Source organism: Tropicimonas isoalkanivorans (genome assembly GCF_900112335.1).
GTDB lineage: Bacteria > Pseudomonadota > Alphaproteobacteria > Rhodobacterales > Rhodobacteraceae > Tropicimonas > Tropicimonas isoalkanivorans.
Genome location: NZ_FOLG01000006.1, coordinates 113,221 through 129,337 on the forward strand (window position 1 = coordinate 113,221; position 16,117 = coordinate 129,337).

A 16,117-nucleotide genomic window follows, 5' to 3' on the forward strand; every position below is an offset into this window, starting at 1 on the left:
CACAGCACCTTGGCCGGATTGGAACCCGCATCGCTCCGTGTTCTCCGGGGTTGGCATCCTTGCTGGCTTCGGGGTAAGAGGAGACGTTTTCACGGCCCCGGCGGGCCGCGTGTGCCGGTGCCGAACGAGGATTGGAAAGCATGAGCCAAGCAGACAGCTTCATCGACGAGGTGAACGAGGCCGTTCGTCGCGACAAGCTCTTTCTGATGCTGAAGAAATACGGCTGGATCGCGATCCTGATCGTGGTGCTGATCGTGGGCGGCGCTGCCTGGAACGAATACCGCAAGGCCAGCGCGCGGGCCGAGGCCGAAGCGCTCGGCGACAACGTGCTCGCCGCCATGGATTCCGAGGCGCCGGCCGCGCGTGCCTCCGCGCTCGAAACGGTTGCCGCGGATGGCGATGCGGAGGCCGTTGTCGCGCTGTTGCAGGCAGCGGGGGAACTGGGTGCAGAGAACCCCAAGGCGGCGGCAGATCTGCTGCGCCCGTTGGCGACGGACACGTCGGTTCCGCAAGTTTACAGCGATCTCGCGGCGTTCAAGATGGTCCTCTTGGGCGAGGCCGCTTTCGGTGCGCAGGAACGCGAACAGGTACTCAATCGCCTCGCTCAGCCCGGCGCGCCCTATCGCAACCTTGCGCTGGAGCAGCGCGCGTTGGATCTTGCCGCGGCGGGCCAGACGGAGGACGCGGTGGCGGCGGCGCAGTCGCTGCTGGAGGAGCCGGGCCTGACCCAGGATCTGTTGCAGCGGATCGCGCAGCTGATCGTCGCGCTTGGGGGAGACCCGGATACCGGGAACGGATGAGCCGGAACGGCGGATCGGCCGGCGCGGCACGGCTCGCGGCGGCATGTGGAAGGACGGGAGAACGAGCGGTGAAGTCACTGGCATTGACGGTTGGTGCGGTTGCGCTGGCCCTGACGCTCGCGGGTTGCTCCGACGAGCAACGCCTTCCCGGCGAACGCTACGACATTCGCTCTCCGGAGGGGCTTGCACTGGCAGGCGCCGGGGCGGTGCCGCGGATTGACGGAGCGATGCCTGCCTCGGCGATGTCGCGCAACGTGCCGTTCTCGATGCCCGCGCAGGTCAACCACACATCCTGGACCCATCGCGGCGGCTCTCCCGCGCACCGGCTGCAGCACCCGGCGCTCGGCCCCACACTGACGCAAGTGTGGTCCGCCCGCATCGGCGCGGGCGAAACGCGCAAGGCCAAGATTACGGCCGATCCCGTGGTGGCGGACGGCCGGGTTTTCACGCTGGATGCGCAAAGTACCGTTTCGGGGCTGTCCACCGGCGGTGGAACGCTCTGGTCGCGTAACCTGACGCCGCCGTCCGACCGGACCGGCGACGCCTCTGGCGGCGGGTTGGCCATTGGCGGCGGACGCATGTTGGTGACCACTGGCTTTGGGGAGCTTCACGCGCTCGATCCCGCGACCGGCGGGACCCTGTGGGTGCAGGACTTTGACGCGCCGGTCTCCGGGGCGCCAACGATCTTCGGCGACCTCGTCTACGTCAGCAGCCGTGACAACCGCGCCTTCGCGGTCCGTGCATCCGACGGTCGGCTGCAATGGGAACTGCCGGCGGCGCCGACGGCCTCGGCCACGGTGAACGGCGCGGGGCCCGCGGTAACGGATCGCGTCGCGGTCTTCCCCTTCGGCTCGGCGGAACTTGTGGCAACGCTGCGCCGTGGCGGTATCCGGCTCTGGACCGCGATCCTCGCCGGGCAACGACGCGGGCGCGCCTATGCGGGTGTGAGCGACATCTCCTCTGACCCGGTCATCGTCGGCAACACGCTCTACGCCGGATCCCCCTCCGGCCGGATCGCGGCGATTGACGTAAACAACGGCGAACGGATCTGGACCGCGACCGAAGGCGCCATGAGCCCGGTGGTCGTCGAGAGCGGGTCGGTTTTTGCCGTGACGGACATTCAACAGCTCGTGCGCATCGACGCGGCGACGGGCGAGGTGATCTGGGCGACGGACCTGCCGGGCTTCAAGAATTCCCGCCCACGGCGGCATCAGGCGGTGTTCGCTCACTACGGTCCTGTCCTGGCCGGCGGGCGGCTGGTCGTTGCCTCGGACGATGGCTACATCCGCAGCTTCAGCCCGCAGAGCGGCGCGTTGCTGTCCCAGGTGCCGATCCCGGGTGGCGCGACCACCAACCCCGTCGTGGTCAACCGGACGCTCTATGTGGTGACGACGAAAGGTGAACTGCTCGCTTTCCGTTGAGCCGCGCATCCGCTAAAGGGACGGGTCTGACCCGAGTCCCGCTATCGCGAGCAAGACCATGAGCTTCACCCTGGCCCTCGTGGGCCGCCCCAATGTTGGCAAATCCACGCTGTTCAACCGCCTGGTGGGCAAGCGCCTGGCTCTGGTGGACGACCAGCCGGGCGTGACCCGCGATCTGCGCGAGGGCGAGGCGCGGCTGGGGGATCTGCGCTTCACCGTGATCGACACCGCGGGTTTGGAGGAGGCCACGGACGAAAGCCTTCAGGGCCGGATGCGACGGTTGACGGAGCGGGCGGTCGAGATGGCCGATGTGTGCCTGTTCATCCTCGACGCTCGGGAAGGGGTGACACCGGCTGACGAGGTCTTCGCCGATATCCTGCGCCGCAAGTCCGCCCACGTTCTGCTGGCCGCCAACAAGGCGGAGAGCAACGCAAGCGAGGCGGGCGTCTACGAGGCTTACGGCTTGGGACTTGGCGATCCGATCCGGATTTCGGCCGAGCACGGGGAAGGGATGGCGGACCTGCATGCGGCGCTCATGCCGCTCGCCGATGCCTTCGCGGAACGGGCCGAGGCCGAGGCCCCGGTCACCGATGTGGACCTGCCGGAGGACGATGACGAACTGGAGGATGTGGACACCGCGCCGCGCATCACCCGGGCGCACCCTCTCCAAGTGGCCGTTGTCGGCCGGCCGAATGCCGGAAAGTCCACGCTGATCAACAAGATCCTTGGCGAGGACCGGCTGCTGACTGGCCCCGAGGCGGGCATCACCCGCGATGCCATCTCGCTGCCCATCGAATGGAATGGCACCCCAATGCGCATCTTCGACACCGCTGGGATGCGGAAGAAGGCGAAGGTGCAGGAGAAGCTGGAGAAGCTGTCGGTCTCCGACGGGCTGCGCGCGGTGAAGTTTGCCGAAGTGGTCGTCGTGCTGCTCGATGTGGAAATCCCCTTCGAGCAGCAGGACCTGCGGATTGCCGACCTTGCCGAGCGCGAGGGCCGCGCGGTCGTGGTGGCAGTGAACAAGTGGGACCTCGAGGACGAAAAGCAGGGCAAGCTCGCGGGGCTCAAAGAGGCGTTCGAGCGGTTGCTGCCGCAACTCAAGGGCGCGCCGCTTATCACGGTTTCTGCCAAGACGGGTCGGGGTCTGGATCGGCTGCACGATGCCATCGTGCGGGCCCACGAGGTCTGGAACCGCCGCATTCCGACGGCGAAGCTGAACCAATGGATGACCGGAATGCTGGAGGCCCATCCGCCCCCGGCGCCGCAGGGTAAGCGGATCAAGCTGCGCTACATCACCCAGGTCAAGACGCGCCCACCGGCGTTCGTGATCATGACGTCTTTTCCGGACAAGCTTGCGGATAGCTATAAACGCTATCTCGTCAATGGCTTGCGGGAAGACTTTGACATGCCGGGAACACCGATCAGGCTGACGTTCCGCAGCCAAGCGGACAAGAACCCGTACAAGGACAAGAAGAAGTCCACGCCGTCCCGGCTGCGCAAGCACCGGGGTAAAAAGCTGTCCGGCTAAGCGCCCGGCGCTGGTGGCGCGGCGGTGGAAACGTCAGTCCGATTGCCGGCTGACGTTCCACGCGACACCCACCGCGAGGCTCAGCAGGACCGGAAGGGCCACAAGACCCCAATCGCGGCCGATATTTGCAGCGGCGACGCCGAGCAGCCCCCAGGCCACGGCGAGCGCGTATTCCGGCGTTCCGTCCAGCCGCAGTTGCACCCAGATGGCAAGCCCGCCCGCCGCGAGCAGCGCAATCCACGCCCAGACCGTGGCGTTCGGGCCGATTGCGTAGCCGGCACAAACGACGGCGAGACCGGCGAAGCTCGCCACCGTCAGCCAGCCCGCGTAAAGCGCCAACGGCGCGCGCAGGAGCCAGCGGTCATAGCGCGAGAGCGTGCTGAGAAGCGCCGCAAGCGCGGTTACGAGCATGGCGAAGATCAGGATGGTCGCCCAGACGGGGCTGAAATTGGCGACGGCCGTCCAGGGAGTGCCCAGGACCATGGAAACGATGAGCGGCCAGCGCGGGGCATCCCAATGCGTGTCGTCGGACCGTTTGACGAGGCCGAAGAGCGCATGGGCCAGAAGCCCCAGAAAGATCACGCCCCAGATGGCGAAGGCATAGCCGGCCGGCTGCACCGGCGGGTCGGCCTGCGGCACCGGGAACACCGACGGATCGAAGCCGCTGAAGGGAACGGAGAACGTGATGACGGCGAAGGCAACCGCCGCCGTCACCACGAGGATGGATTTCATGTGGCCCGGGCTTTCGCTCCGGGGGTCCGGGAGGTCGCTCACGCCATCTGCCCCTCAGCTGTGATGCGGGTCTTGCCGCCAAGCCACGGATGGAGCGCTTGGGGCAGTTCGACCGATCCGTCCGCTTGCTGGCCGTTCTCCAGCACGGCGATAAGGCACCGCCCCACGGCGAGGCCCGAGCCGTTCAGGGTATGCACGAACTCCGGCTTGCCACCGCCGTCGGGGCGGAAGCGGGCGTTCATGCGGCGAGCCTGGAAGGCGCCGCAGACCGACACGGAGGAAATCTCGCGGTACGCGTTCTGCCCCGGCAGCCAGACCTCGATGTCATGCGTCTTGCGCGCGCCGAAGCCCATATCGCCGGTGCACAGCACGACAGTCCTGTAAGGAAGCCCGAGCTTTTCCAGGATCGCCTCGGCGCAGCGGGTCATCCGCTCATGCTCTTCCAGGCTTTTGTCGGGATGGGTGACGGAGACCATCTCGACCTTTTCGAACTGGTGCTGGCGGAGCATCCCGGACGTGTCCTTGCCCGCGCTGCCGGCTTCCGACCGGAAGCAGAGCGAATGCGCGGTGTAGCGGCGGGGGAGGTAGCTTTCCTCGATAATGCAATCGTTGACGATGTTGGTAAGCGTCACCTCCGACGTCGGGATCAGCCACCAGCCTTCCCGCAAGAGGTAGGAATCTTCGCCGAACTTGGGCAGTTGCCCCGTTCCGAACATCATCTCTTCGCGCACCATCACCGGGCCGTTGACCTCCGTCAGGCCGTGCTCCGTGGTGTGGGTGTCGAGCATGAACTGTGCCAGCGCCCGGTGAACCCGCGCCACGGCGCCGGACATCAGCACGAAGCGGGAACCAGCAAGTTTCGCCGCCGTCTCGAAGTCCATTCCATCCTGAACCGCAGCGAGCTCGTAATGCTCCTTCGGCGCGAAGTCGAAGGTCTTCGGCTCGCCCCAGCGGCGGATCTCGACGTTGTCGTTTTCGTCCGCGCCGACGGGGACCTCATCAAGCGGCAGGTTCGGCAAGCTCACCAGCAAGTCGCGCAGACGCGCGTCCTCAGTTTTCGCTTCCTCTTCCAGCCGGGCGATCTCGTCCTTCTTCTCCGTCATCAGGCCGCGCAGACGTTCGAATTCCGCCTCATCGCCCTTGGCCTTGGCGGCGCCCACCTGCTTGGACGCCGCGTTCCGCTCCGCTTGGGCCGCCTCGGCGGCCGCGATCTTCTCCCGGCGGGCGGCGTCCACGGCAAGGATTTCCGAAGACATCGCCGAAATTCCCAGCTTCGCCAGACCGGCGTCGAAAGCGTCCGGGTTGTCGCGAATGAAGCGAATGTCGTGCATCGGTCTCTCCATGGCCACTGCTTGGCTGCAAGCGCGTCATGCCGCAAAGCGGGCGGGGAGAAAAGGGGGGATGCCGTTTCGGCACGTACCGCAGCCGTTGGGCAGGGGTCAGTGCCGTTCCATGAAAGAATATGTGCCGTCCTGAATTGCTTCGATGGGCGCGCAGCCTCTGGCGCGGTAGTACCGCCAGCTTGCAACGGCAAACTTCCGCGGCGCGAGCATGTAGATCGACGAATTGATCACGTCCGCCGTGGGCGGCCAGTCGACCTTGGCAGCGTCCAGCAGGGCGTGCCGCGCCGCCTCGTCAAGTCCGCCGATTTCCAACGCGTTCGCCACGAATTCGTGATCGACGAGCGGGATTTTCTTTCCGGGTTGGGTGGCCTGGTAGAGCAGCGCATGGGCCATTTCGTGACGCATAAGCGAACGGAACACGATATCGGGGGGCAGAGAGGCATAGGAGTCGCCGGGTCCCAGCCGCTGCAAAAGTAGATCGGGACGGATGATCGCCAGCGCATTTCTATCGCTGTCGTAGGAGGCAAGGCACTGACCGAGAGGGAGGGACAGGTTCTCGACAAGCTGGATGTCGACCGGCGCTTGAAGGGTCAGGCCACAGACGGAGACGGCATCTCGTGCGTCCTGTGCCGCCGCGCATGCCTGTTGAAAAAATGCATCGGTCGGGGCCTCCACGCGGAACATCGGGTCCGGGCAGGCGACCGGGTCCGCCAATGCCGGGGCGATGGATAGGGAAAGTGCAGCCACGATCTCCGCCAGCCCGCGCAGACTGCGCGCCGGGCGGCGCAAGGTGCGCCTGTTTGGATGGAGTGGGCGCATACACAACCATACCACATTTCCGGTCCCGGTGCGGTGACCGACCTCAAGGTCCGCTGGCGAAACGGTGCGACTATTGCGGCTGGGTCCTTCCGGCGACCAGTGGGGCAAGCGCAGATACCGGAGAGCTTTCTGCCGTCGATGCCGAGATGATCGCCACAACCTGCCATCCCGCCGGGGAGAGCCAGAGCACAGGAGCGCCCGAGGCGCCGGGACTCACCGGGCAGTCGAGCCCGATCAACGCTGCTGTTCGATATCCCACTCCGCACGCGGTCTGTCGGGAGAGCGCGTGCGGGCGGTCCATCCGGTAGCCGAGAAGGGCAAGCGAGACGGCTTCCTCGGGAAGCGGCGAAAGCGGCAGGGACTGAACCTTTTCGTCTGTGATGGGCTCCTGCAGAACGATGAAGCCCACGTCGGCCGCGATCGTCTCGGCAGAGGGCAGGGCCCCCAATGCGAAGCCTGCGCCAATGCGCACCGCCGCGCCGCTCCGGTGCGCGGCATATGCCCCGGCGCGCCAACCGGCGACGAAATGCACATCCTCTGGCCGGGCGACCTTGCCATCGCCGCGGTAGAGGCAATGGGCCGCGGTTAGCACCAGATCGGGGGCCACCAGCGTTCCCGTACACATGCCGCGCCGGCGAAGTCCCGCGATGTTCACCCGGCCGATTGCATTCCACGCGGGTTGCTCCGCTTCAGGCAGGATAGTGGGCTCCCGAGGGTCGGATTGGGCTGCAGCACTTAGGGGCAGGGCGAGCGCCAGCAGAATCCCGGCCAACGCGGCGCGACTGTGTAACGGACACATTCTGTGGATCTGGCTCCCCTTGCTGGAACCGGAACACTAGCCGTGCGGCGGGCGGGAGCTCAATCGGGCTCGCCTGTCTATGGCCGCTTTTCGCGCAGCCGCCGATGTGGCATGGGCCAGGATGATCGCAGCGCTTCGTCTTGCGCTTGGCCCATAGCGCACATAGGTTGCGCGCCAACGACGGGGGGAAGGCCCCCGAAACCTAACGAGGGGGTTTTCCATGTTCGCATCGCCTGCCTACGCCCAGGCCGCCGGAGGCGCCGGCGGCGGCGCCATCATGCAGTTCCTGCCGCTGATCCTGATCTTCGCCATCATGTACTTCCTGCTGATCCGTCCGCAGCAGAAGAAGGTGAAAGAGCATCAGAAGATGGTGTCGGAGCTTCGCCGGGGCGACCAAATCGTCACCCAGGGCGGCATCATTGCCAAGGTATACAAGGTGCGCGACGACAATGAACTGGACGTGGAGATTGCGGATGGGGTGCGCGTACGCATCGTTCGCAGCACCGTCTCGCAGGTCCTGAACAAGACCGAACCGGCAGCCGAAAGCTGATCGCCATCCCCTGAAGGCACCTTTTCCATGCTTCACTTCCCCTTCTGGAAGCGCCTGCTTATCTGGGGCGTCACCATCGTGATTCTCCTGATGGCGGTGCCGAACGTGTTCTACGGTCGGGTCGAACGCCACAACGACGCGGTCAAGACCATCGAGAGCTCTGGCGAAACACCGGAACTCGCCGCCGATGCCGCGGGCTGGCCGTCGTGGTTGCCCTCGGGGCTCGTGAACCTCGGCCTGGACCTCAGGGGCGGTGCCTACCTGCTCGCGGATGTGCAAGTTGCGGACGTCTATGCCGATCGGATGAACGGCCTCTGGCCAGGGGTCCGGGACGTGCTGAGGGCCGAGCGCGACACGGTCGGCGCAATCCGCCGCGTCGACGGGCCGCCCGATGAACTGCATGTGAAGATCGCCAACCCCGACGGCATGGCGCGCGCGATGGAACTGGTGCGCGGCCTCTCCCGCCCAACCGTCAGCCTGACCGGCGTCGGATCGAACGACATCGAGGTGAGCGGACAGGGCGACACGATCATCGTCAAGTTGTCGGAGGCCGAAAAGCGCGCCACCGACGATCGCACCGTGCAGCAGAGCGTGGAGATCGTGCGCCGCCGCGTCGACGAGGTCGGCACGCGGGAGCCGTCGATTCAGAAACAGGGTGAAACCCGGATCGTGATCCAGGTGCCGGGGATCGGCTCCGCCGACGAACTCAAGAATCTGATCGGGACCACGGCAAAACTGACCTTCCACCCGGTCGTCAGCCGCACCTCCGAGGCCGGTGCCGACCCGGGCCCGGGCAACTTGCTGCTGCCGTCGATGGACGAAAATGGCGTCCACTATATCGTAGATCAGAGCCCCGTGGTCAGCGGCGACGAGTTGAACGATGCCCAGCCGAGTTTCGACCAGAACGGCCGCCCAGCTGTCAGCTTCCGGTTCAATCCGACCGGCGCGCGCAAGTTCGGCGACTATACCCGCGACAACATCGGCTCCCCCTTCGCCATCGTGCTCGACAACGAGGTTATCTCCGCGCCCGTCATCCAGGATCACATTCCCGGCGGGTCGGGGATCATCACGGGGAACTTCACCATAGAGGCCTCGAACAACCTCGCCGTGCTGCTGCGCGCAGGCGCCCTGCCGGCGGAAATGACCTTCCTCCAGGAACGAACCATTGGCCCGGAACTCGGGCAGGACAGCATCGAGGCCGGGCGCATCGCGACCCTCGTGGCCTTCGCAGCCGTGCTTGCCTACATGTTCCTTTCCTACGGTCTCTTCGGCCTCTTCGCCAACATCGCGCTTATTATCAACGTCGGGCTGATCTTCGGCCTGCTATCGCTGATCGGAGCGACGCTGACCCTGCCCGGCATCGCCGGCATCGTGCTGACCATCGGCATGGCGGTGGACGCCAACGTGCTCGTCTTCGAACGGATCCGCGAGGAACTGAAGACCGCCCGCGGTCCGTCACGGGCAATCGAACTCGGCTATGAGAAGGCCATGTCGGCCATCATCGACGCCAACCTGACCACCTTCATCACCGCCGTCATCCTCTTCGCCCTCGGCTCCGGCCCCGTTCGCGGCTTCTCGGTGACGCTGGCCCTGGGTATCCTCACCTCGGTCTTCACCGCGATCTACGTGACGCGGCTGATCATCGTGATGTGGTTCGAACGCCGCCGCCCCAAGACGATTGAGGTTTGAGATGCGCATGAAACTCGTTCCCGACAACACGAACTTTGACTTCTTCAAGTTCATGCCCATCACCTTCGGCGCCTCGATGCTGGCAATGGTGGTCTCGGTCGTGTTGTTCTTCGCCGTGGGGCTCAACTTCGGCATCGACTTCCTCGGCGGCACCACCATCCGGACCGAGAGTCCGAATGCCGTAGACGTTGGCGAATACAGGCAGGCGCTGGCGCCGCTGGATCTTGGCGACGTGGCAATCACGCAGGTCTTCGATACGTCCTTCGACAGCTCCCAGCACGTCGCTCAAATCCGCATCCAGCAACAGGAAGGCCACGAGGCGATCACGCCGGAGACCATCAAATCTTTGGAGGCGGCCCTGCAGACGGTCGATCCGGACGTGACCTTTCCGTCCGTCGAAAGCGTCGGACCCAAGGTTTCCGGCGAACTCGTCTGGACGGCGGTGGAGGCGGTCGCGGCATCGATCCTTGCGGTGCTGTTCTACATCTGGCTCCGGTTCGAGTGGCAATTCTCGGTCGGCGCCGTCGTGGCGCTGATCCACGACGTGACCTTGACCATCGGCATCTTCTGCCTTCTCCAGATCCGGTTCGATCTGACGATCATCGCGGCGCTTCTGACCATCGTCGGGTACTCGCTCAACGACACGGTGGTGGTGTTCGACCGCGTACGAGAGAACCTTCGGCGCTACAAGAAGATGGACCTGAAGGAGGTCCTGAACGTCTCGATCAACGAAACTCTGAGCCGGACCATGATGACCTCCTTCACGACACTGCTCGCGTTGTTCGGTCTCTATATCCTCGGCGGTGACGTGATCCGCGGCTTTGTCTTCGCGATGATCTGGGGCATCGTTGTCGGTACCTATTCGTCGGTGTTCGTCGCCTCGCCGGTTCTGCTCCGTCTGGGTGTCAAGCGCGACTGGTCCAAGCCGAGCCAGGGCGGCGGCACCCAGTTCTCCAACGTCGACGCCTGAGGGGCCTGGCTCCCGCGACTTTACGGAGGGCACCATGAAGATGCACGAAGTCACCTATCCGGATGCGATCCCCTTCGACGGATACGGACCGGGCTTCTTTCGACTCGCCGGAAAAGTGCATGAGGGGGATCTTCTGGTGACGGCTTCGTCGGTTTCGGCCTGGGGCGGCTATGACGATGCGGCGGCGGTTCTTGCAATCTCCGAAGACATCGACGTCGTCCTCGTCGGCACGGGGCAGGACATGGCCCACATTCCTGCGTCCTTCCGCGAGACACTCGAAGACGCGGGCATCGGGGTAGAAACGATGGCCACCGCCTCGGCTTGCCGGACCTACAACATTTTGCTTGCGGAGGGGCGGCGCGTGGCGGCTGCCGTGCTCGCGCTCTGACCCTTCTTGTTGGTGAAAATACCCAATTCCGCCGCTCGGGGCCGGGCGTCGCGCCGGAATTTTTGTGCCTCCGGCGGGGATATTTCCGGACACAAGAAGCCGGGGCGCTTTCGCTCCGATTTCCCTTGGAGTAAGCGCGGCGGATGGAGGTGCGTGTCGAGGATCTGGCTATCGTGCGGGGCGGACTGCGGGTGCTGGAGGGAGTTTCCTTCCGCTTGCCGTCGGCGCGTGCGCTGGTGCTGCGGGGGCCGAACGGCATCGGCAAGACGACATTGCTGCGGACGCTCGCCGGCCTGCAGCCCGCGGATGCCGGGCGGGTGGTGCCGGGGCCGGACGCGATGGCCTATGCCTCTCATGCAGACGGAATCAAGGCCACGTTGAGCGTTGAGGAGAACCTGAGGTTCTGGGCCCGCCTGCACGGGACCGCGTCGATCACCGCGGCTCTGCGCGATTTCAATCTTGAAACGCTCGCGGAACGGCCAGCGGGCAGCCTCTCGGCGGGGCAGAAGCGGCGGCTTGGGCTGGCGCGTATGGCGGTGACCGGGCGGGCGGTGTGGCTGTTCGATGAGCCGACTATTTCGTTGGACGCCGACAGCGTGGCGCTGTTCGCGGCAGCGGTGGGCCGGCATCTGGAGGTGGGAGGCTCGGCGGTCATCGCGACCCACATCGACTTGGGCCTAGCGGGCGCGGACGTGCTGGACCTCGCGCCTTACAAGGCGGCGCCGCCCGAACACGGACACGACTTTCACGAGGCGTTCCTATGATGGCCCTGATCGCCCGGGATCTCGCGCTTTCGGTGCGTGCGGGCGGCGGCTTCGGGCTCGCGCTCGCCTTCTTCCTGATCGTCGTGACGTTGACGCCCTTTGCCGTCGGACCTGAATCGGCCACGCTGTCCACCATTGCTGCGGGCATCCTGTGGCTGGGAGCACTGCTGGCCTGTCTGCTCTCGCTCGATAGAATCCTCGCGCTCGACTACGAGGACGGGGCTCTGGAGCTTCTCGCGACCGCCCCGATCCCCCTGGAGGGCGTGGCTGCCGCGAAGGCGCTGGCGCATTGGATCACCACGGGATTGCCGCTGACGCTTGCCGCGCCGGCGTTTGGCGTGTTGTTGAACCTGCCCGCGCCCGGATACGTCTGGCTCACCCTCTCGCTGGCCATCGGCACGCCCGCCCTGTCTGTGATCGGAACCTTCGGCGCGGCACTCACCGTCGGACTCAAGCGGGGAGGGCTTTTGTTGTCGCTCATCGTATTGCCCCTATACGTTCCGACGCTGATCTTTGGCGCCGAGGTCGCGCGCCGTGGGGCAGAGGGGCAGGGGCTCGCGGGCCTTTCGACACCATTCGCGCTCTTGGGCGGGATCACATTGGCGACCATCGCGCTGCTGCCTTTTGCCTCGGCTGCGGCAATCCGTATCAACCTTCGCTGACACGTTGCCGTTAGGCTCGGTTGAGCAGATCGAATCGAGGCACTAGAAGTCCGCCGCATGTCACTTTGGGAATACGCGAACCCGCGAAAATTCATGGCGCTCTCCGGCGCGGTTCTGCCCTTCGCAGCGGCCGGCACGGCAATCGCGCTCGTGGTCGGATTGGCTTGGGGATTCTTCTTTACGCCGGAAGACTATCGCCAAGGCTCCACAGTGAAGATCATCTATATTCACGTGCCGTCGGCCATGGTTGCGATCAACTGCTGGTTGATGATGCTGGTCGCCTCGCTCGTCTGGCTGATCCGGCGGCACCATGTGAGCGCACTGGCGGCCAAGGCGGCCGCCCCGATAGGCGCCACCATGACCGTCATCGCGCTGGCCACCGGGGCAATTTGGGGTCAACCGATGTGGGGTACCTGGTGGGCGTGGGACCCGCGGCTGACCTCGTTCCTCGTGCTGTTCCTGTTCTATCTGGGCTACATGGCGTTGTGGGCGGCGGTGGATAACCCGGATACAGCGGCCGAACTCACCTCCGTGCTCTGCATCGTGGGGTCCGTCTTCGCCGTGCTCAGCCGCTATGCGCTGGTCTTTTGGAACCAGGGGCTTCACCAGGGCGCATCGTTGTCGCTCGACAAGGAAGAGAACGTGGCCGACGTGTTCTATTGGCCGCTGCTGATCGCCATTGCCGGATTCGTCGGGCTCTTCGTGACGCTGCTGCTGGTGCGCACCCGGACGGAAGTGCGCGCGCGCCGGCTGCAGGCTTTGATGGCGCGGGAGCGTATGGGATGATGCCAGACCTCGGGAAATACGCGACAGAGGTTTTGTCGGCTTACGGGGTGACGCTGTTGCTCATCCTCGCGTTGGTGCTATTGACGTTGCGCCAGTCGGCCCGCACGCGGCGGGCGCTTCGCCAGGTGGAGGCGGCGCATCAGGCGAAGGCTAACGGACTGACGGCAAAGACAAAGCCAAGGAACAAGGAAACACCTCAGGATGGCTAGTGTTTCGCCGCTCATGATCCTTCCCCCCGCGATCTTTCTGGCGGTGGCCGGCCTGTTCTATGCTGGCATGAACCGGGACAATCCCGACGCCCTGCCGACCGCGCTCCAGGGAAAGGAAGCGCCGGGACTCCAACTCGATCCCTTCGCGGACAAGCCGATGCTGACCGACGAGACGCTGCGGCAGGGCGACGTCACGCTGGTGAACTATTGGGCCAGTTGGTGTGCCCCGTGCCGGGCGGAACATCCGCAGCTGATGCAACTCGCCGCGGACGGGGTCCCTGTGCATGGGGTCAACTACAAGGATGAGCCGCCCAAGGCGCAGGCGTTTCTGTCCGGGCTGGGCGATCCGTACGATCATGGCGGTGCCGACAGCAAGGGCCGTACCGCAATCGACTGGGGCGTCTATGGCGTGCCGGAGACATTCGTGGTCGATGGCGAGGGGACCATTGTGGCGCGGTTTGCCGGGCCGATTACGCCGGAGGTGCTGGAATCCACCATCCGCCCGGCGATCGCGGAAGCCGCGGGCGCGGACTGAGCGCTGCAGTCGCGCCACGCCGGCAGTGTCCTCGGTTGCGCTTAAGACTTTGGTAACCTTGATGACCTAGCCAGATCCGCAGATCCCGGGGGACAGCGGTTGGGGCACTGCCCTCCGTGGCACGCGGGTGAGCTAGGGCGGACCATGGCGAGTTTTCCTCAGACGCTGACTGACGGCAGCGGATTTGTCTGGGACATGTGGCAAGATGGCCGCATCGGGAATGGCACGAACGGTGCCTTCAGTGGTGGCCTCGACCTGTTCAACATGCCCTATGCGTCGGGCTACGCCACCTCGATGGATGGCCGACAGCTGACGATCTCCGGCCAGTCAACACAGACCGATGGCGATGTCTGGTACGAACGTAGCCTCTATGTGCCCACCGTTTCGGGCTGGGCGCGCTTCATCGACACAGCAACGAATATCGGCACCGAGGCCATGACCGTGACGTTCTCGGTGCGGACGGCCTTGGGCTCCGGCTACGGCACGGAAATTCTCGCGACCTCATCTGGCGATCTCACCTACGGCGCGGATGACCGGTACATCCTGACCGATGACGGTGACACCGCCGGGGATCCGATGGTCGGGATCGTCTTTGGTGACGGCACCCTTGCACCGAGCTACACGAGCATAAGCGGCAACGACGTCATCTTCGAGTTTACCGTTTCGTTGGACCCCGGAGAAAGCGCGTCCATCGCCTATTTTGCCGTCCAGAGCTACGACCCCGACGCGATGGGCACCGCCCTCGAGGTATTGTCCGGGTCAATGAACCAAATGATGAGGGAGGGCATTTCTGCTGACACGGCGGCGCAGCTACTGAATTACAGCATTGGCGTCGAAGTGCCGGTCAATTTCTTCGGCGACGAGGGAGACGACCTGCTGGCCGGTAGCGCCCTGGACGATACCTTCATTTCGCTGGAAGGCGACGACGTGATTCTCGCGATGGGCGGGAACGATACCATCGACACCGGAGACGGCGACGACGTTGCCGATTGCGGTGCGGGCAACGACGTCGCCGACGGAGGCGCTGGCGATGACATGCTCTTGGGCGGCGACGGGGACGACACACTGAATGGCGGGGAGGGGAACGACCGCCTCGTCGGTGGGGCCGGAAACGATAGCCTGGACGGTGGCGCCGGAAAGGACTGGCTGCTTTGCGAGGACGGCGCCGACACGGCCTCCGGCGGCGGCGGCCGGGATCAGATCCTGGGCGGGGACGGGGCGGACACGCTCTACGGCGGCGACGGTTTCGACCTGCTATGTGGCGGCGCGGGGGCGGACTGGCTGGACGGCGGCGAGGGCGTCGATATCGCAAGCTACGCCGGATCGGGCGAAGCCGTGGAAATTGACCTGTCGACGGGCACCGCATCCGGCGGCGACGCGGACGGGGACACGCTGGTCTCTATCGAGGGCGTGGAGGGAACGATCTACGACGACCGTCTGACCGGGGATGCCGGAGACAACCGCTTCCGTCCCGGCCAGGGCGACGACGTGGTCGATGGCGGCGCGGGTTTCGACACGGTGGATTACAGCGACGGGTCCAGCCCGGTCACGATCTCCCTCGCCCTCACGGATGCCCAGGACACCGGCGGCGCGGGCCGTGACACGCTTATCTCTATCGAGTCCATGCTGGGGTCGCAGTTCGACGATGTGCTGGAGGGTACGGCCGCCTACGAAGAGTTCCGAGGCGGCGCCGGCGCGGACACCATTGTAACCGGCGGCGGAGGGGATTTGGCGTTTGGGCGTCGTGGAGATGACGAAATCATCGGCGGCGGCGGCGCAGAGACCTTGCTCGGCGGTTTCGGCGCCGACCGGATATTCGCGAACGGCGAGGGCACACGGGCCGACGGCGAGGGCGGCAATGACGAACTCTGGGGCAGTGCCGCGACGGAGACGCTGCTTGGCGGCGCGGGCAACGACTACATCTCCACGGGTGGCGGCGGCGACACCGCGGACGGCGGACTTGGAGACGACGAGATCGTCGGTGGGGGCGGTGCGGAGACGCTTCTGGGTGGTGACGGCATCGACGTGATTCACGCGAACGGCGAGGGCACCGAGGCGGACGGCGGTAACGGGGATGACGAACTCTGGGGCAGCGCCGCCAGGGAGACTCTGCGTGGCGGCG

The 16,117-nt window shown here is 65.4% G+C and carries 17 protein-coding genes; 13 read left to right on the plus strand and 4 right to left on the minus strand.

All coding sequences use genetic code 11. The annotated features are described in order from the left end of the window. The first annotated feature begins 140 nt into the window (after positions 1 to 140). From BM075_RS11970 to der, 3 genes are all read left to right on the plus strand, one after another. Positions 141 to 800 (plus strand): hypothetical protein, encoded by a 660-nt coding sequence (locus tag BM075_RS11970; RefSeq protein WP_093360919.1) that lies wholly within the window; start codon positions 141 to 143, stop codon positions 798 to 800. Positions 801 to 868: 68 nt separating this feature from the next. Continuing rightward, a complete protein-coding gene (locus BM075_RS11975; RefSeq protein ID WP_245758829.1) occupies positions 869 to 2,221 on the plus strand; it encodes an outer membrane protein assembly factor BamB family protein in 1,353 nt (450 codons plus the stop codon). Between the two features lie 58 nt (positions 2,222 to 2,279). Next, on the plus strand, positions 2,280 to 3,749 hold the full coding sequence (der, locus tag BM075_RS11980) for a ribosome biogenesis GTPase Der (RefSeq protein ID WP_093360921.1): 1,470 nt from the start codon (positions 2,280 to 2,282) through the stop codon (positions 3,747 to 3,749). Between the two features lie 33 nt (positions 3,750 to 3,782). On the opposite strand, the gene BM075_RS11985 is transcribed toward der, so the two are convergent. The 4 genes from BM075_RS11985 to BM075_RS12000 form a co-directional block, all read right to left on the minus strand. Beyond that, on the minus strand, positions 3,783 to 4,523 hold the full coding sequence (locus tag BM075_RS11985; RefSeq protein WP_245758830.1) for a hypothetical protein: 741 nt from the start codon (positions 4,521 to 4,523) through the stop codon (positions 3,783 to 3,785). Continuing rightward, a complete protein-coding gene (serS, locus tag BM075_RS11990) occupies positions 4,520 to 5,812 on the minus strand; it encodes a serine--tRNA ligase (protein ID WP_093360923.1) in 1,293 nt (430 codons plus the stop codon). Before serS ends, BM075_RS11985 begins: the two co-directional genes overlap by 4 nt. 108 nt (positions 5,813 to 5,920) lie before the next feature. Continuing rightward, positions 5,921 to 6,571: a DUF6639 family protein gene (locus BM075_RS11995; RefSeq protein WP_143089866.1), complete on the minus strand. Its 651-nt coding sequence runs from the start codon at positions 6,569 to 6,571 to the stop codon at positions 5,921 to 5,923. A 142-nt stretch (positions 6,572 to 6,713) separates the two neighbouring features. Beyond that, entirely contained in the window at positions 6,714 to 7,442 is a 729-nt protein-coding gene (locus BM075_RS12000; protein WP_093360925.1) for a trypsin-like serine peptidase, read from the minus strand. Positions 7,443 to 7,662: 220 nt separating this feature from the next. Between BM075_RS12000 and yajC the strand changes: the two genes are divergently transcribed. From yajC to BM075_RS25015, 10 genes are all read left to right on the plus strand, one after another. After that, entirely contained in the window at positions 7,663 to 7,992 is a 330-nt protein-coding gene (gene yajC / locus BM075_RS12005) for a preprotein translocase subunit YajC (protein ID WP_093360926.1), read from the plus strand. Positions 7,993 to 8,019: 27 nt separating this feature from the next. Beyond that, the gene (gene secD, locus BM075_RS12010; protein WP_093360927.1) at positions 8,020 to 9,681 is read left to right on the plus strand and encodes a protein translocase subunit SecD; all 1,662 of its coding nucleotides are present in this window, start codon (positions 8,020 to 8,022) and stop codon (positions 9,679 to 9,681) included. A gap of 1 nt (position 9,682) precedes the next feature. Then, entirely contained in the window at positions 9,683 to 10,651 is a 969-nt protein-coding gene (gene secF / locus BM075_RS12015; protein WP_093360928.1) for a protein translocase subunit SecF, read from the plus strand. Positions 10,652 to 10,685: 34 nt separating this feature from the next. Beyond that, positions 10,686 to 11,039 carry an Mth938-like domain-containing protein gene (locus tag BM075_RS12020; RefSeq protein WP_093360929.1) on the plus strand — a complete coding sequence of 118 codons (354 nt, stop codon included), beginning with the start codon at positions 10,686 to 10,688 and terminating at the stop codon, positions 11,037 to 11,039. A 143-nt stretch (positions 11,040 to 11,182) separates the two neighbouring features. Then, positions 11,183 to 11,803, plus strand: a complete 621-nt coding sequence (gene ccmA, locus BM075_RS12025) for a heme ABC exporter ATP-binding protein CcmA (RefSeq protein WP_093360930.1) — start codon at positions 11,183 to 11,185, stop codon at positions 11,801 to 11,803. Continuing rightward, the gene (gene ccmB, locus BM075_RS12030) at positions 11,800 to 12,465 is read left to right on the plus strand and encodes a heme exporter protein CcmB (protein ID WP_093360931.1); all 666 of its coding nucleotides are present in this window, start codon (positions 11,800 to 11,802) and stop codon (positions 12,463 to 12,465) included. The genes ccmA and ccmB overlap by 4 nt, the downstream gene beginning before the upstream one ends. Positions 12,466 to 12,522: 57 nt before the next feature. After that, positions 12,523 to 13,251, plus strand: a complete 729-nt coding sequence (locus BM075_RS12035) for a heme ABC transporter permease (protein ID WP_093360932.1) — start codon at positions 12,523 to 12,525, stop codon at positions 13,249 to 13,251. Continuing rightward, entirely contained in the window at positions 13,248 to 13,460 is a 213-nt protein-coding gene (gene ccmD / locus BM075_RS25175; RefSeq protein WP_425445193.1) for a heme exporter protein CcmD, read from the plus strand. The genes BM075_RS12035 and ccmD overlap by 4 nt, the downstream gene beginning before the upstream one ends. Continuing rightward, positions 13,453 to 13,995 (plus strand): DsbE family thiol:disulfide interchange protein, encoded by a 543-nt coding sequence (locus tag BM075_RS12045; RefSeq protein ID WP_093360933.1) that lies wholly within the window; start codon positions 13,453 to 13,455, stop codon positions 13,993 to 13,995. The genes ccmD and BM075_RS12045 overlap by 8 nt, the downstream gene beginning before the upstream one ends. A 144-nt stretch (positions 13,996 to 14,139) precedes the next feature. After that, a partial coding sequence (locus BM075_RS25015; protein ID WP_281244942.1) for a calcium-binding protein occupies positions 14,140 to 16,117 on the plus strand: 1,978 nt, incomplete at its 3' end.

Excerpts from the sequence above, each read along its gene's own strand:
- BM075_RS12000 (WP_093360925.1), bottom strand. The coding sequence starts at position 7,442 with ATGTGTCCGTTACACAGTCGCGCCGCGTTGGCCGGGATTCTGCTGGCG.
- ccmA (WP_093360930.1), top strand. The coding sequence starts at position 11,183 with ATGGAGGTGCGTGTCGAGGATCTGGCTATCGTGCGGGGCGGACTGCGG.
- BM075_RS12020 (WP_093360929.1), top strand. The coding sequence starts at position 10,686 with ATGAAGATGCACGAAGTCACCTATCCGGATGCGATCCCCTTCGACGGA.
- ccmB (WP_093360931.1), top strand. The coding sequence starts at position 11,800 with ATGATGGCCCTGATCGCCCGGGATCTCGCGCTTTCGGTGCGTGCGGGC.
- BM075_RS12035 (WP_093360932.1), top strand. The coding sequence starts at position 12,523 with ATGTCACTTTGGGAATACGCGAACCCGCGAAAATTCATGGCGCTCTCC.
- yajC (WP_093360926.1), top strand. The coding sequence starts at position 7,663 with ATGTTCGCATCGCCTGCCTACGCCCAGGCCGCCGGAGGCGCCGGCGGC.
- der (WP_093360921.1), top strand. The coding sequence starts at position 2,280 with ATGAGCTTCACCCTGGCCCTCGTGGGCCGCCCCAATGTTGGCAAATCC.
- secF (WP_093360928.1), top strand. The coding sequence starts at position 9,683 with ATGCGCATGAAACTCGTTCCCGACAACACGAACTTTGACTTCTTCAAG.
- BM075_RS11970 (WP_093360919.1), top strand. The coding sequence starts at position 141 with ATGAGCCAAGCAGACAGCTTCATCGACGAGGTGAACGAGGCCGTTCGT.
- BM075_RS12045 (WP_093360933.1), top strand. The coding sequence starts at position 13,453 with ATGGCTAGTGTTTCGCCGCTCATGATCCTTCCCCCCGCGATCTTTCTG.
- secD (WP_093360927.1), top strand. The coding sequence starts at position 8,020 with ATGCTTCACTTCCCCTTCTGGAAGCGCCTGCTTATCTGGGGCGTCACC.
- ccmD (WP_425445193.1), top strand. The coding sequence starts at position 13,248 with ATGATGCCAGACCTCGGGAAATACGCGACAGAGGTTTTGTCGGCTTAC.
- serS (WP_093360923.1), bottom strand. The coding sequence starts at position 5,812 with ATGCACGACATTCGCTTCATTCGCGACAACCCGGACGCTTTCGACGCC.